This is a genomic window from Bulleidia sp. zg-1013, assembly GCF_019798045.1.
In the GTDB taxonomy this organism is placed as follows: Bacteria; Bacillota_I; Bacilli_A; order Erysipelotrichales; family Erysipelotrichaceae; genus Bulleidia.
The window spans coordinates 33,065-48,345 of record NZ_JAGXEX010000002.1; the positions used below are offsets into that span (position 1 = coordinate 33,065).

General features: G+C 36.4%; 16 protein-coding genes. 14 read left to right on the plus strand and 2 right to left on the minus strand.

Annotation, left to right across the window (positions count from 1 at the left end):
* Window positions 1–4: 4 nt before the first annotated feature.
* Both K7I92_RS01895 and K7I92_RS01900 read right to left on the minus strand, forming a co-directional pair.
* Window positions 5–1,174, minus strand: coding sequence for a cation:proton antiporter (locus K7I92_RS01895; protein ID WP_203244601.1), 1,170 nt, complete (start codon window positions 1,172–1,174; stop codon window positions 5–7).
* On the minus strand, window positions 1,174–1,518 hold the full coding sequence (locus K7I92_RS01900; RefSeq protein ID WP_203244600.1) for a hypothetical protein: 345 nt from the start codon (window positions 1,516–1,518) through the stop codon (window positions 1,174–1,176). The genes K7I92_RS01895 and K7I92_RS01900 overlap by 1 nt, the downstream gene beginning before the upstream one ends.
* 345 nt (window positions 1,519–1,863) lie before the next feature.
* Here K7I92_RS01900 and K7I92_RS01905 point away from each other — a divergent pair, with 345 nt between their 5' ends.
* The 14 genes from K7I92_RS01905 (at window position 1,864) to aroQ (ending at window position 15,054) form a co-directional block, all read left to right on the plus strand.
* Window positions 1,864–2,823 carry a metal ABC transporter substrate-binding protein gene (locus K7I92_RS01905; protein WP_220281823.1) on the plus strand — a complete coding sequence of 320 codons (960 nt, stop codon included), beginning with the start codon at window positions 1,864–1,866 and terminating at the stop codon, window positions 2,821–2,823.
* A complete protein-coding gene (locus K7I92_RS01910; protein ID WP_203244598.1) occupies window positions 2,816–3,466 on the plus strand; it encodes a metal ABC transporter ATP-binding protein in 651 nt (216 codons plus the stop codon). The genes K7I92_RS01905 and K7I92_RS01910 overlap by 8 nt, the downstream gene beginning before the upstream one ends.
* Window positions 3,459–4,253, plus strand: a complete 795-nt coding sequence (locus tag K7I92_RS01915) for a metal ABC transporter permease (RefSeq protein ID WP_222150644.1) — start codon at window positions 3,459–3,461, stop codon at window positions 4,251–4,253. Before K7I92_RS01910 ends, K7I92_RS01915 begins: the two co-directional genes overlap by 8 nt.
* Before the next feature lie 13 nt (window positions 4,254–4,266).
* Window positions 4,267–5,727 (plus strand): hypothetical protein, encoded by a 1,461-nt coding sequence (locus K7I92_RS01920; RefSeq protein WP_220281825.1) that lies wholly within the window; start codon window positions 4,267–4,269, stop codon window positions 5,725–5,727.
* A gap of 63 nt (window positions 5,728–5,790) precedes the next feature.
* On the plus strand, window positions 5,791–6,435 hold the full coding sequence (locus tag K7I92_RS01925) for a hypothetical protein (protein WP_220281826.1): 645 nt from the start codon (window positions 5,791–5,793) through the stop codon (window positions 6,433–6,435).
* A gap of 277 nt (window positions 6,436–6,712) precedes the next feature.
* Window positions 6,713–7,780, plus strand: coding sequence for a PTS sugar transporter subunit IIC (locus K7I92_RS01930; RefSeq protein ID WP_220281827.1), 1,068 nt, complete (start codon window positions 6,713–6,715; stop codon window positions 7,778–7,780).
* A 25-nt stretch (window positions 7,781–7,805) separates the two neighbouring features.
* On the plus strand, window positions 7,806–8,729 hold the full coding sequence (locus K7I92_RS01935; protein WP_203244593.1) for a 2-dehydropantoate 2-reductase: 924 nt from the start codon (window positions 7,806–7,808) through the stop codon (window positions 8,727–8,729).
* Window positions 8,730–8,823: 94 nt separating this feature from the next.
* Window positions 8,824–9,003 carry a 4Fe-4S binding protein gene (locus K7I92_RS01940; RefSeq protein WP_203244592.1) on the plus strand — a complete coding sequence of 60 codons (180 nt, stop codon included), beginning with the start codon at window positions 8,824–8,826 and terminating at the stop codon, window positions 9,001–9,003.
* 140 nt (window positions 9,004–9,143) lie between these two features.
* Window positions 9,144–10,157 carry a 3-dehydroquinate synthase gene (gene aroB / locus K7I92_RS01945; RefSeq protein WP_220281828.1) on the plus strand — a complete coding sequence of 338 codons (1,014 nt, stop codon included), beginning with the start codon at window positions 9,144–9,146 and terminating at the stop codon, window positions 10,155–10,157.
* A complete protein-coding gene (gene aroC, locus K7I92_RS01950; protein WP_220281829.1) occupies window positions 10,133–11,218 on the plus strand; it encodes a chorismate synthase in 1,086 nt (361 codons plus the stop codon). Before aroB ends, aroC begins: the two co-directional genes overlap by 25 nt.
* Window positions 11,206–12,396 (plus strand): shikimate kinase, encoded by a 1,191-nt coding sequence (locus tag K7I92_RS01955; RefSeq protein ID WP_220281830.1) that lies wholly within the window; start codon window positions 11,206–11,208, stop codon window positions 12,394–12,396. The genes aroC and K7I92_RS01955 overlap by 13 nt, the downstream gene beginning before the upstream one ends.
* On the plus strand, window positions 12,393–13,409 hold the full coding sequence (gene aroF / locus K7I92_RS01960; protein WP_220281831.1) for a 3-deoxy-7-phosphoheptulonate synthase: 1,017 nt from the start codon (window positions 12,393–12,395) through the stop codon (window positions 13,407–13,409). The genes K7I92_RS01955 and aroF overlap by 4 nt, the downstream gene beginning before the upstream one ends.
* Entirely contained in the window at window positions 13,406–14,623 is a 1,218-nt protein-coding gene (gene aroA, locus K7I92_RS01965; RefSeq protein ID WP_220281832.1) for a 3-phosphoshikimate 1-carboxyvinyltransferase, read from the plus strand. Before aroF ends, aroA begins: the two co-directional genes overlap by 4 nt.
* Complete coding sequence (gene aroQ / locus K7I92_RS01970) at window positions 14,620–15,054, plus strand: type II 3-dehydroquinate dehydratase (protein ID WP_203244586.1); 435 nt, start codon at window positions 14,620–14,622, stop codon at window positions 15,052–15,054. The genes aroA and aroQ overlap by 4 nt, the downstream gene beginning before the upstream one ends.
* Window positions 15,055–15,281 lie beyond the last annotated feature (227 nt).

The window sequence follows — 15,281 nt, forward strand, 5'->3', positions numbered from 1 at the left end:
TATATTAAACATGGATTTCATTTGCTTGTTTCAAAGCAAACTTAGCCGCTAATGGTCCAATTAGTTCATAGACTAAAGTGGCGGAAAGAATAATAGTTTGAATTTCCTTACCAATTTCTCCCGGCATATCTTTGATGACTAAAGTAGCTAAACCAATGGCTACTCCGGCTTGAGGCATAAGGGCAAAGCCAATGTAGTTTTTAATGACAGATGGTTGTTTTGATAAACCAGAACCAAGATAAGATCCCAACCACTTTCCACCAAAACGAAGTACGATGTAAAGAACGCCTAAAACACCAACTTTTGGTAAAGCGGCTAAATCTAATTCAGCTCCCGATAAAACAAAGAAAAGAATGAAAAGAGGGTAAGTCCAATCATTGATGGACAGCAATACTTTTTGAGCATCTTTTCGAGTATTCACATAAGCAGAACCCAAAGCCATGCAGACTAATAAATCGCTTAAGCCAAGGTATTTCGCTAAAGCACAAGCCATTAGTACAAAACTAACACATAGGGACATTCGGTTCATAACCACTTGGAAATAGCGATGTAAGAATGATAGACAAATGCCTAAAACAATTCCTAGGACTAAAGAACCAAGTACCTTTGCGATTGGTAATAAAATGGTACTTATAAAAGAGAAACTTTGGTGGTTAACCATGCCAACGGCAATGGAAATAGAAATAGAATAAGCGATTAAACCAATTGCGTCATCCGCCGCCACAACGGGTAGTAACATTCTTGTTAAAGGACCATCTGCTTTGTATTGGCGAATAATCATCAAAGTGGCGGCAGGGGCTGTTGAAGCGGCCAGTGCGCCAAGGATAAGACATTCCGCTGGTGGAAAGCCTAATAATAAAGTGATTGTATCCACAATAAGAACTGCCCCTAAGGCTTCAAAAAGAGTGATTATTAAAGCCGGTTTTCCAATCGCCTTTAAAGCTTTCAATTCAAATTCATCACCAATGGAAAAAGCGATAAATCCCAAAGCCACTTCGGGAATGACTCCTAAAGACGATAAGATATCATGGTTGATAAATTGTAAAAGATGAGGGCCAATCAATACGCCAATAAGAATATACGCTGTTACATTTGGTAATTGAGCTTTTTTAGTGAGTAGGGTTAATAGTAATCCGGTTAAAATGGCTAAACCAAGATGAAAGGTAATACTCATCAATCGCTTACCCCTTCCCATCTAGTGACAGGTACACAGAATAGAACCCCACTATTTGGTAATTTTAAGTCACCGGAAATTTGATGAATGATTTCAATTCCTTTTTGGATTTGTTCATCTTTGAGAACAACCATAATGAGCTTGTTTTGAGGGCGTTCCGGATTTAGGAATTGACGTAAGCCGCCGAACATAGATAGTTCACTTACGGCATTGGAATTGTTTAAATTCGCTAACATCCCTTCACAGTCCAAGACACTAGCACCATGGAAGCCGGCTTCCATCATTTTCGCTAAAATGGGAGAAATACTTTCTTCGTGATTTGTAATATGAACAAGTAATTGCATAAATAGATAAATATCCCTTTCCTTTTATTATTATAAGATTAGTTAGGGTATGTTCAAGAAAAGTTCGGATTTAATCTGATTTATCTCAGGAAATAACATTTGAATATTATCGCATTTATAATCACATAATAATTGAGCAATAATTCAACTATAAAGGTAGATAACACTTGCGTGAATATTCATTCAAATGAACAATCAAAGCATTGAAAAGCCTTATTTTATCGTTATTTTTAATAGATTTTATCTTTTTGAATAATAAGGCTTGACGAGTGAAACATAGATGAGTATATTTGTGATATTGAATTCATTTCATTCAACTATTAGATTAGGGAAAGAGAGGAAAAAATGAACCATCTGATTAAAAAACTATTGGCTGTTTTCTTGGTTTCAACTTTGGGATTGGCTGGATGTTCGAGAAAAGCAACGACACGTGAAGCAAAACAAAAGAAGAAAGTCATTTATACGACCTTTTATCCAGTGCGGGATTTAACGAAGCGTATCGTTGGCGATAAGATGGAAGTCCATCAAATTATCAGAGGGGATCAAGAGCCTCATGATTATGAACTTCAAACCAAGGATATGGCTGAAATTTCAAAGGCTGATTTGATTGTTTATAATGGGGCAGGGATGGAATCCTTTATGGATAGTCTTAAAAAAACGGTAAAAGAAGATAAGAAGTTTCTTGATTTATCGAATGGCTTAACGCTTCTTGAAGCAAAAGCGAACCATGACCATGATAAGAAAGAAAAGCATAAGGACGAACATAAAGAAGAACATCATGTGAATCCACACACTTGGTTAAGTATAAAAAATGCGATGGTTGAATTACAAAGCATTTATGAAAAAGTATCACAACTAGATTCAGAAAATAAAGATTTTTATAAGAAAAACTTAGAGAAGTCTTTAGCTGAATTTAAGAAATTAGATGAAAAATTTAAGACAGAATTAGCGAAATTACCGGCTAATTCGGAGAAATATTTTGTGGTATCTCATTCTGCCTTTAACTACTTAGCAAGGGATTATGGTTTAAAACAAGTTGCGGTTGCGGGTATTTCTCCGGAGGAAGAACCAACAGCGAAACAGTTAAAAACATTGGCGGATTTTGTGAAGAGTCATAAAATCAAAGTGATTTTCTTTGAAGGTAAGGCAACACCAAAAGTAGCGGAAACCTTAGCAAAAGAAACGGGTGTTCGTACCGATGTTCTTTATACCTTAGAAAGTGTAACAAGCGAAGAAGAGAAACTAGGGTATCTTGGATTGATGGAAAAGAACTTAGAAAATTTGGTGAAATCATTTCATGAATAAAATTCTTCAGCTATCCAATGTAGGCTATACCTATGACAACAAAGAATGGATTTTGCGCCATTTAAATAGTGGCATAAATGAAGGTGAGTTCGTTGCGATGGTTGGAGAAAATGGGGCTGGAAAGAGTACTTTGCTCAATCTAATCCTAGGCAATCTAAAAGCCCAAGAGGGTGAAATTCGCTTATTTGGGGATTTGGTGCAAGAGAAGAATCACTATGAAGATATCGCTTATATCTCGCAAAATTCCGTCATGAATTATCGCCACTTTCCAACAACTGTTAGCGAAGTGGTTAAAGTTCATTTGCGTTATTTAAAAAAAGGAAAAGATGATTCATCCTATTTGAAGCTGGTTAACTTAGAAGAACAGGGCAATAAGACATTAAGTGAATTATCCGGCGGTCAGCTTCAAAGAGTAGCTATTTTGTTGGCGTTGATTAAGAACGCAAAATTCATCCTTCTGGATGAACCAACCACAGGGGTAGACCAAGTCTTTTCGGAAGAACTCTATCAAATGCTTGAACAATTGAGGAAAGAAGGCAGAACCATTTTAATGGTTACGCATCATCTTCAGGATGTGCAAAGTCATGTTGATCGAGTTTTAAAAATTGTGAATGGACAATGTGAGGAGGTTCAGTATGCTTGATTTGTTAAGCTATGAATTCATGCAAAGAGCCTTCCTTGCGGGAACTTTATTAGCGATTATCTTACCTTGCATAGGCTTACCAATTCTATTAAAGCGTCTATCCATGATGGGTGATACCTTGGCACATTCTTCTTTAGCGGGTGTTGCGATTGGTTTGTGCTTAGGAATTAATCCTTTATTAGGAGCTATTGTTGCCTGTGTGATAGCTGGTCTCAGCATCGAGTTTATTCAACAAAAATTAAAGTCTTATCAAGAAATATCAACGGTGATTATTCTGGCCGCCGCAATTGGCTTAGCCGGTATCTTCTCCGGTTTTACAGGAAATAGTAATTCCATTAATTCCTATTTGTTTGGGTCAATCGTAACCATTTCGGATGATGAGTTTTATTTGGTTATAGGAATATCAATACTGGTGATTGTCCTTTATCGATGGATATACGATCAATTGTATTTAAGCGTCTTTGACGCAAAGGCGGCTCCAATTTTAGGAGTCAATGCGAAGTTTGTGAATTTTGTATTCACCTTCTTAAGTGCAATTGCGATTTCTATTTCTGCGAAAACCATTGGCTCTTTGATTGTGTCCTCCTTGTTGGTTATACCGGTCATCTGTGCGATGCAATTTGCACGCACTTATAAGGCGACCTTATTCTTATCCATTGGTTTATCATTTTTGTTTGTTTACTTAGGATTGTTGGTTTCTTACTATGCCGATTTGAAACCGGGATCCGTGATTGTGTTAATCGCGGTGGCTTTCTTAATCATCGCAATGTTTATTAAAAGAAAGTAAAAAAGGAAGAAACATGAATTCTATTGTTAAAAAATCAAGTATGGCTATTTTGACTATTCTTTCTTTAAGTGCGTGCACTTTAACGCAAAAGCCGGTTTCTAAAACAGAGCCTGAAAAGAAAGAAGTTGTGGAAACAAAAGTCACAACCTATGAAAAAGATACGACGACAACGGTCTTAGTGGATGACACAAACATCCAAAAATCCAACATTACCAAAATTGTAAAACATGGGGATCATTGGCATGTTTATACCAAAGATGGTAAAGAACATATTACTTACACGAATCCATCTCATTTAAAGGATGCTAATCATTTGGATTTAATTCCAGTTATCACGTTAAAGCAGTTAAAAACAAAGAAAGTGGTGTCTATCAAGGTTCATGGTAATCATTGGCATGTGTATACAGCGGATGGTAAAGAATATTTAACTTACCAAAATCCATCTTCACTATTTAAGAAAATTAAGATTACTAAGTATGAAGGTTCTCATCATCCTAAAAAACCAAGTCATTCTATGCCAAATTTAGATTCTAAACCATCGGTGTATAAGATTCTAAAACATGGCGATCACTATCATATTTACACAACAGATGGTGGAGAATTCATCACCCACCAAGATCCTCGTCCCTTTTATCCAAACGCTAAATATGGTGAATACAAGGGAAATCATGCGGACCATCCTACCAATAAGCCAAAAAACCCAAAGGCGCTTTTACCAAAGCCAAGTGTTCCTAATCAAGATAAAGAAATGGGACCAATTGTCGGTGTTTTGCGTTTATCGGATTTAAAGGGTAAAAATATCACAAAGATTGTTGACCATGGTGACCATTTTCATGTGTATGAAAATGGCAAAGAAATTGGTATCACAAAGGAAAATCCAAAGGCTATGTTCCCTAAGGCAGAATATATTCCGAATGAAACCAAACCCGAGAAACAACCGGAAATTAAAGATAAAGATAAATTCACTTATGAGGATGTGAAAGAAAGGTTTGATAAAAAGGTAGAAAAAGTTCTATCTAAGAACCTACAAAAAATGACGCATTATGGAATGGTTACAGATGGCTTGGCTGTCTTTGGTATTCAAACACCAGATAAAAATGGTAAGTATTTCTACTGGTTACATGATTCCCATTATCATGCGATTAGTATCAATGACATCATTGCTATGGAAAAGCAAGGTTATTTTAATGGTGTTACAGCGAAAGAAGTGGTTGCGTTTTTGAAGTATAAAGTTAACCATGGTTATGAAATCAAAGATAAAATTGATACCGAAGAAGAAATGGAAGCTAAGGCAAAGTTTATTGCTGATTACTATAAGGTACCAGTTAGAAGAGTACGATGGTTTCTAGGTAATTATGTGATTATCGTCAATGGGGATGAGTTGGTAAGAATTTCAGCTTCTGATTTAAGTTATGAAGACGGCGTTGTAAAAGCACTAACTGTTTTACCCAAAATGAAAGAATTATCAAAATAAGGAACTAACAAAATTGAGCTAGAAACAGCTCTTTTTTCATATAATAATAACAAGAGGTAGACTATGAAAATGCATTTATACGGAAACTTACAAGAACAAAAACCTATTTTGTATCTATTTATGGAAACAAAAGAGCGATTGGCTTTTGAAGAAATGTACGCCAACACAAACTTTGTTGCACAAATTCATTTGGTGATGATAGATGAATTTGATTGGAACGGGGATTTAAGCCCTTGGCCAAGTGAAAAGCTGTTTAAAAAGGCAGATGATTTCAAAGGTCATGCGTCTAATTTCTTAGAAGCCTTTGAAAAGGAACGATTGGATATTGAAAAAGGAATTTCTTTTTCACAACGTTGGATTGGCGGGTATTCCTTAGCCGGTTTATTTGCTTTATATAGTTCGATACAATCAACCAGCTTTCAAGCTGTTTTATCAGTATCAGCATCGCTTTGGTACGATAACTTTGTGTCTTATTTGAAACAAAATACTGTTTATGCCAAAAAGGTTTATTTTAGTTTAGGCAATAAAGAAGCACAATCTAAGAATAATCGGATGGCTGAAGTTGAAATATGTACGAAAGAAATTTATGGTGTTTTAAAACAAAGAGGAATTGAAACTACATTTGAATGGAATGAAGGTGGGCATTTTCAAGATCCGGAGGCAAGAATTCTAAAGGGTATTCAATGGCTGTTGAAAAAGAAAAATTAGGAAAGATGGATTAAAAATGAAAAATGTAAAAAAATTTAAAGTTCATGAAAGAATGAAATAAAAACAAATTTAAAAGGCTCAAAATACTGCTTTTTTGAATTATTTTATTCTTTAAAGTAAAAGGGAAAGTGAAAAAAATTTAAAATTTCAAACAATAAAAGAAAAAAAGATGGGAATTTGATGGGATTTTGAAATTTTTTTACTTGAATTTAAGGATGGAGGAGCTAATATAAATATATAAAGTGAAATCGTTCACATAATTAGGAGGTAGATTCGTATGTCTGAAAAAGCTGTTCAAAAAGAAACAGTTGGTTCATTTATTCTTAAAATCTTAAATGGGACAACTATTGCGATTGTAGTGGCTTTAATTCCAAATGCGATTTTAGCAACATTTCTAAAGCCATTTGCGTCAAATCCATTGGTTGCGGATTGGCTACATATTGTAACCGTATTCCAATTCTTTACACCAATTATGGCTGGTTTCTTGATTGGTATGCAATTTAAGATGAATGCTATTCAGTCCGCTACATTAGGTGGAACGACCTACATTGCTTCGGGAGCTTGGAAGTATGTGACGGCTATGGCGGCCGGTAAGGAAGTTGGTTTGTTCCAATTGGCCGGTATTGGTGATGTTATTAATACCATGTTGATAGCGGCTTTGGCTGTTTTGGTGATCAAAGCCGTTAGTCCAAAACTAGGTTCATTGAACTTAGTTCTCTTACCAATTATTGTTGGTTTTGGTGTAGGTTGGATTGGAACACTTACATTACCTTATGTTTCCATGATTACAACCTTAATTGGTAAAGGTATTAATTCCTTTACCACTCTACAACCAATCTTAATGAGTATTCTTATTTCAATTTCATTCTCTATCATTATCATTTCGCCAATCTCGACTGTTGCAATTGGTTTAGCCATTGGTTTAAATGGTATGTCCTCAGCGGCGGCCGGTATGGGCGTTGCTAGTGCGGCGGCTTTGTTGGTGTGGGCAACCTTAAAAGTAAATAAACCTGGCGTTCCTACAGCCATTGCTTTAGGTGGTATGAAGATGATGATGCCTAATTTCCTAACCAATCCAATTATGGCTTTGCCGGTTGCGACAACGGCGGCGATTAGTTCCTTAACAGTTCCTCTTTTAGGAATGGTTGGTACACCTAGTTCAGCAGGATTCGGTTTTGTTGGATTAGTTTCACCATTAGCGGCTTTAAACGCCGGTTCAGTGAATGTGTGGATGATGTTAGTGGCTTGGATTGTGGTTCCTTTCGCAGTTGGCTATATCGTTGACAAAGTGTTAGGGGATATGCTACATCTGTATAAGAAAGAAATATTCGTGTTTAAAGGTTAATCAATTATAGAAAGAAGGATAAAAAATGTTAACGTATATTGCCGGTTCAGGTGCGATGGGATGTCGCTTTGGTTATCAATTATTTAAAGCAGGTAAAGAAGTTATTTTATTAGATAAGTGGGAAGATCATATTAAAGCCATTCAAGAAAATGGTTTAAAGATTGTTGGTGATCAAGAAGATTGTGTTCGTATTCCAATTATGAAACCGGAGGAAGCGACACAAAAAGCCGATTTCATCATCTTATTCACAAAAGCAATGCAGCTGGAAAATATGCTACAAAGCTTAAAAGGAATTATCACGGATAAAACAAAGGTTCTGTGCTTACTAAATGGTTTAGGACATGAGGATGTGATTAAAAAGTATATCCCGGAAAAAGATATTTTGATGGGTGTTACGGTTTGGACAGCTGGTCTAAAGGGACCGGGAACGGCTTTATTAACCTCCACCGGTTCGGTTAACTTACAATCCATTGATCCAAAGGGAGAAGCAGAAGCGAAAGCTTTTGTGGACTTAATGAATGAAGCCGGTTTGAAGGTTACTTATGATAAAGATGTGGTTCCATCTATTTGGCGTAAAGCTTGTGTTAATGGAACGATGAACTCCACTTGTGCTTTGTTAGATTGTACCATTGGTGAATTCTTTGCAAGTGAAGAAGCACTAAGGGTTGTCAATACAATCATTCATGAATTTGTAGCAGTTGGCGAAGCGACCGGTGTTGAACTGGATGAACAGGCGATTAAGGATTATGTGATGCATACATCCGTTGTGGCGGCCGGTCACTATCCATCTATGCATCAAGATTTAGTTCAAAATCATCGTCTAACGGAAATTGATTACATCAATGGAGCAGTAGCGAAGAAAGGTGATGCCTTAGGTATTCCAACCCCTTATTGCCATATGATTACCGATTTAGTTCATGCTAAGGAACATGTTTTAAAGATTAAATAGAGGCTGATTTTTCAGCCTTTTTCTTTTGTAAGAAGTTAGTCTTTTCTAACATGGCTTGTCAGTTGTACAATCAAATTACGAGGAGGATTTATTCATGCCGGTGACAGTTGATAAAGATACTTGTATTGGTTGTGGAGCTTGTGTTGACACTTGCCCCGTAGGAGCTTTAAGCTTAGATGAAGATGGAAAATCCGAATGCGATGAAAACACCTGTATTTCTTGTTTCTCATGCATTCCCGTTTGCCCAGTCGAAGCAATTTCCGAAAAAGACTAATCAACAACATGAGAAGAGCCAATGCCCGGGCTCTTTTTCATTTCTCTAAGACGATAGAAACAATTGAAAGAAAGCCGGAAGAAAGTTATCATAATTCAGTAAACATCGCTATTTTTTTGGTGTGCTGATAGGAGAAAGAAATGAAGAAAATAGATGTTAAAATCCCAAATAAGAGCTATTCTATTTATCTGGAAGATGGATTGCTTGCTCATTTAAATACCTATCTAAATACACAAAAAAGGTACATCATCATTAGCGATACAGGTGTTCCAAAGAAATGGAAAGATTTGATATTAGACCAATTATCAAATACCGCTCTAATTGAATTTGAACAAGGAGAAAAACATAAATCCTTAGAAACATATTCTTTTCTTTTAAAGAAACTTGTGTCCTTAAAGGTAACACGCAAGGATATGATATTGGCTTTAGGGGGTGGGGTTGTTGGTGATTTAGCCGGTTTTGTAGCGAGTACTTATCGACGTGGAATTGCCTATATTCAAATACCCACAACCACTTTATCCATGGTGGATTCTTCAATTGGTGGAAAAACAGCGATTGATTTAGAAGGCTATAAAAATGTAGTGGGAACATTCTATCAACCGGAGTTGGTTCTTATCGATCCTTTGGTTTTAAAGACATTACCGGTAAGACAAGTTTATAATGGCTTAATAGAGGCTTTAAAAGCCGGTTTGATTGCGGATTCCAGTTTATTTCAACTCTTTGAACAAGATGAATGGGTGATGGAAGATATTATCGAAAAAAGTCTATTTGTTAAAAAGAAAATTGTTGAGAAAGATGAAAAAGAACTTGGATTAAGAATGATTTTAAATTTCGGACATACATGGGGACACGCTTATGAAGCTTATGCGAAAGGAAAATTATTGCATGGCGAAGCGGTTGGTCTGGGTATGCTGGAAATGTTAGAAGAACCATTAAAAACAAGGCTTCAACGTGTTTTAAAGAAAATGAATTGTCCGATTCACTATGAAGTCAATCGTGAAAAACTCTTACCTTATATGGAACAAGATAAAAAAGTCAATTCTGCCGGCATTTCCATTGTTTTGGTTAAACAACTAGGGGAAGCCACAATTCAAACCATTTCATTTTCGGAATTAGAAAGGATGGTCGTATGTCCAACCATATCGGTGAAATAATTCGTCTAACGGTTTTCGGGGAAAGTCATGGAACTAAGCTGGGTGGTGTTTTAGAAGGTATTCCAGCAGGTATTTTATTACCGCTTGACTACATTCAAGATAAATTAAAGTTAAGAAAGGCGAAGAGCTCTATCTCAACGGCTCGTCAAGAAGAAGATCGACCTGTCTTTTTATCAGGTATTCATCATGGTTATACCGAGGGAACGGCGATTTCGTTTGTGCTGGAAAATAAGAATGCACAATCCAAGGATTATGAATTAAATAAACCAAGACCATCGCACGCCGACTATGTGGCCTATGAAAAGTATTTTGGTTATATGAATATGGCGGGTGGAAATATGTTTAGTGGTCGTTTAACCGCTATTTTTGTCGTTGCCGGAGCGCTTTGTCAGAAATTATTGGAAGATAAGGGAATTTATATTGGCAGTCATATTGAACAACTATATAATCTTCAAGATCGACCATTTCAGGTGTATAAGGAAGATATTCAAGTGTTAAGTCAATTGGATTTTCCGGTTTTAGATAGCTCTATTTCAAAATCCATGCAAGAATTGATTTTAGAAACAAAAGAAGAAAAGAATTCTCTTGGGGGTATTTTAGAGACGGTTGTCATTGGTCTACCACTTGGCTTAGGGAATCCGTTGTTTGATGGTTTAGAAAGTGAATTATCGAAGTCTTTATTTTCTATCCCCGCTATTAAAGGAATTTCATTTGGCTTAGGTTTTGATTTTACAAAATACAAAGGTTCAGAAATCAACGATGCTTTGTACTATGATAATGGTGCTGTTAAAACAAAGACCAACCACAATGGCGGTATCAATGGTGGTATTTCAAATGGAATGCCATTGATATTCCATACCGTTGTAAAACCAACATCATCGATTGGCTTATCGCAAGATACGATTGATTTAGCAAACAAAAAGAACACAAGGCTTGCCATCCGAGGAAGACACGATCCGGCCATCATTCATCGGGCAAGAGTGGTCGTTGACGCTATGACTGCTTTTGTGATTTTAAACGCCTATATGAAACGAGAACAGGAATGTCTATGGCACGATTAGGTTTAATAGGTCATCCCTTACATCACTCCATGTCTTCTTTTATCCATCATTTTTTCTTAAATAAAGAGTATCAATTATGGGATATTTCCGAACAAGAGTTGGCTTCTTTTATCCAAGAAGAAGATAGTTTGAATGTGACTATACCGTATAAAGAAAAAGTTCTATCTCTTTTAAAAAGTTTAAGTAAAGAAGCGAAAGAAATAGGGGCTGTGAATACCATTCATCATTGTATTGGCTATAATACCGATGCTTCGGCTTTTGCGGATTGTTTAAAAGTCCATGGTTTTAAGGCAAAGAAGAAAAGGGTTTTAGTTTTAGGAACAGGTGGCGTTTCTAAGGCAATTCGTTATGTATTAAAAAAAGAAGGAGCTGTGGTTCAACCGGTTTCTCGAAGCAAAAAAGACAACGCGATTGCTTATGAAGAAATTAAGGATATGGATTACCAAGCCATTGTGAACTGTACACCAGTGGGCATGTTTCCAAGATTAAATGAAAGCTTAACTAAGTATTTGGATTTTTCAAAAGTTGAATGGTTGGTGGATGTTATCGCTAATCCAATGCGTACGAAGTTATTGCAAGAAGCTCCTTGCCCCTCCATGAGTGGTTTAGAAATGTTGGTTCGTCAAGCTGCTAAGGCGGATGAAATCTTTTTTGGTGTGGACATAAATGAAAAACAAATTCAATCTTGTTTAAAGGCGCTTTGTTTTGAACAAAGGAATATTGTTTTCATTGGTATGGCAACTTCCGGCAAAAGCACCATCGCAAAAGCCTTTAATAAAGAGGCTTTGGATATGGATGCTATCATTGAAAAAAGAGAAGGTCTTTCCATAAATTGTCTTTTTCAAGAAAAAGGAGAAGTTTATTTTCGGAAAAAAGAATTAGAAGTAGCGAAAGAATTAGCGTTATCCAATCACCAAGTCATTGCGACAGGTGGGGGAATTGTTTTGAATGAAGAAGCGATGACTTACTTAAGAGCCAATGGTATTCTTATTTGGGTGAAACGGGATGTGGATAAAATGATTTTAGATAATCATCGTCCACTTTATCCATCGAAGAAAAAACTATATCAAATTTATGCGGAAAGAAAAGAATTGTATGCGAAATATGCGGATATAGAATTAGATAATAATTCATCCATAGCGGAAACCATCTTTCGCTTGAAGGAGAAAATAAAATGATTATAACGATGAAAAAAGAAATGCCAAGAGAAGAAATGGGAAAAATGCGAGCGCATTTTGAAAGCCTTGGTTTACAGGTGCATGAAATACCGGCCGATGAATTCTATATCTTCGGTTTGACAGGTGATACAGCTTCCTTAGATGAAAGTTCCATTAAAGCAAGTCCTTGGGTAGAAGTGGTGCGTCGTATTTCAGTCCCTTATAAATTGGCTAACCGTGCTTTTCATCCGGAAGATTCTCTTGTTCAAGTGGCTGATTTCAAGATTGGCGGTCAAGAAAAGATTGTTTTAATGGCGGGTCCTTGTTCTGTGGAAAGTGAAGAACAAATTATTCGTATTGGTACAGCGGTGAAAGAGTGTGGTGCTTCGGTTTTAAGAGGTGGCGCATACAAACCTAGAACATCGCCTTATTCCTTTCAGGGTTTGGGCTATGAAGGTATCTTAGCCATGAAAAAAGCGAAAGAAAAAACAGGATTGCCTATTATTTCAGAATTAATGTCGAGTGATAAATTAGAGGAATTTGTTGAAAATGTGGACATCATTCAAATTGGCGCGCGAAATATGCAAAACTATGATTTATTGAAAGCGGTTGGTCGCACGAAGAAACCAATTTTATTAAAAAGAGCTTTGTCAGCCACGATTGAAGAGTGGATTATGTCAGCCGAATATATTCTTTCATCCGGTAATCCAAATGTGATTTTGTGTGAACGAGGTATTCGTGGTTTTGAAAAGTATACGCGAAACACCATGGATTTAGCGGTGGTTCCTATTATTAAACAAAGAACGCATTTACCAATTGTGATTGACCCATCGCATGCGACAGGGGATTGGAAATTAATTGAAGCGGTATCGTTGGCATCCATTGCGGCAGGGGCGGATGGCTTGTTGATAGAAGCTCATGATAATCCAGAGAAAGCGTGGTCTGATGGAGCGCAATCCTTAAAACCGGAAAAGTTAAAAGAGTTGGTTCCAAAAGCAAAATTGGTTGCGAAGGCGATAGGGCGTGAATTATGACTTCCGTTTGTATTGAACATTTTAATGGGCAAGAAATAAGTTTAAAGGTACCGACTTCTAAGTCTTATGGTCACCGTGCTTTAATAGCGACCTCTTTAGCCAAAGGGGTTTCCAGCATTCAAAATCTTTCGGATAATCAAGATATTCAGGCAACTATGGCTTGTTTAAGAGGCTTGGGTGTTTCATTTCGACAAGATGGAACTCAAATCTTTGTGCAATCTAATTTTCATCTACAAGATAAATTAGTACTAGATTGTCATGAAAGTGCTTCAACACTTCGTTTCTTAATTCCTTTGGCTTTGACAGGTAATTCACCAATTGAATTCACCGGTACGAAACGACTTTTAGAAAGAGGACAAATGGTTTATGAAAAACTGGCGAAAGAAAAAGACTTTCTCTTCCAAAAAGAAGCTTATTCAATTCTAGTAAAAGGACCCATTCAAGCGGGTCATTATGTGGTGGATGGTGGTATTTCTTCACAATTCATCACCGGTCTTTTATTTGCGTTACCGTTATTAGATGGAAATTCCAGCTTGGAGATAAAAGGAAAGTTGGTTTCAAAAGATTACGTTGAAATGACTTTAGATATGCTTCGCTTAGCGAAAATTAAGGTTGAGAAACAAGGAAATTGTTATTTCATAGAAGGTAATCAAAACTATCAAGCCTTTGATTATGGAGTTGAAGGGGATTATAGTTCCGCCGCTTTTCTATTTGCGCTAGCCTTTTTACAGAATAAAGATATTCATATTGAAAATTTAAATAACCATTCCAAGCAAGCCGATTTTAAAATAATCGAATTTTTAAAACAGCTTGAAACAAGGCAAGCTTCCTTTTTCGATGTAGAAGATTGTCCGGATCTTGCGCCTATCTTAATGGCGGTTGCTTCACAATTAGAGGGTAGAAGTCACTTTAAGAATATTCACCGCTTACGTATGAAAGAAAGCGATCGTGTTCAAGCCATGAAAGAGGAACTAGAGAAGCTTGGGATTGAAATGGAAGTCTATGCAAATGATGCTTTTATTACCGGGGGAAGGTTAAAACCAAATCAAGTGTTATATGGTCATCAGGATCATCGCATTGTGATGGCTTTGTCGGTATTGGCTACTTTAACTAACCATACTATGATTCAAGGTAGCGAAGCCGTGCAAAAAAGTTATCCGCAATTCTTTAATGATTTAAAGAAACTGGGCGTTAGAGTGGAGGAAAAAGAATGAAAACCATTTGGATTATCAATGGACCAAATTTAAATATGTTGGGTATTCGTGAAAAAGAAATCTATGGAAGAAAAAGTCTGAAGGATTTAGAGAAACAATTATTGAAAGATAATCCAAAGGTTCAATTGGAGTTTTTTCAGTCCAATCATGAAGGTCAAATCATTGATTGGCTTCAAGAAGCTTATTTTAAAAAAGTGGATGGTATTGTTATTAATCCGGCCGGTTATACCCATAGCTCGATTGCGTTAGCCGATGCCATCAAAGCCATTTCACCGCTTCCCGTTATCGAGGTCCATCTTTCTAAAGTAGATGAAAGAGAAGAATTCCGAAAAATTTCATACATCAAACCTTATTGTTTAAAACAAATTCAAGGAGAAGGATTTCAGAGTTATCAATTAGCGATAGATGATTTATTGAAATATATAGAATAAATCTTGTGGACTGTCATTAAATAGAAGTTCAAATTAGATGAGATGGGAATAGGCTTTAGAAATGAAAGTCAGCTTATTTGTCGACGCAAAGAATCTAGTTCCAGATATTATGATATAAGTGATACATCATTAAGTAAAAGTAGATTTAATCTTTTAAATAAGTGGTTTAAACCTTATCTTCAACGATGCTTCATATTGCTTGAATTCTTACATATTGAAAAACACCT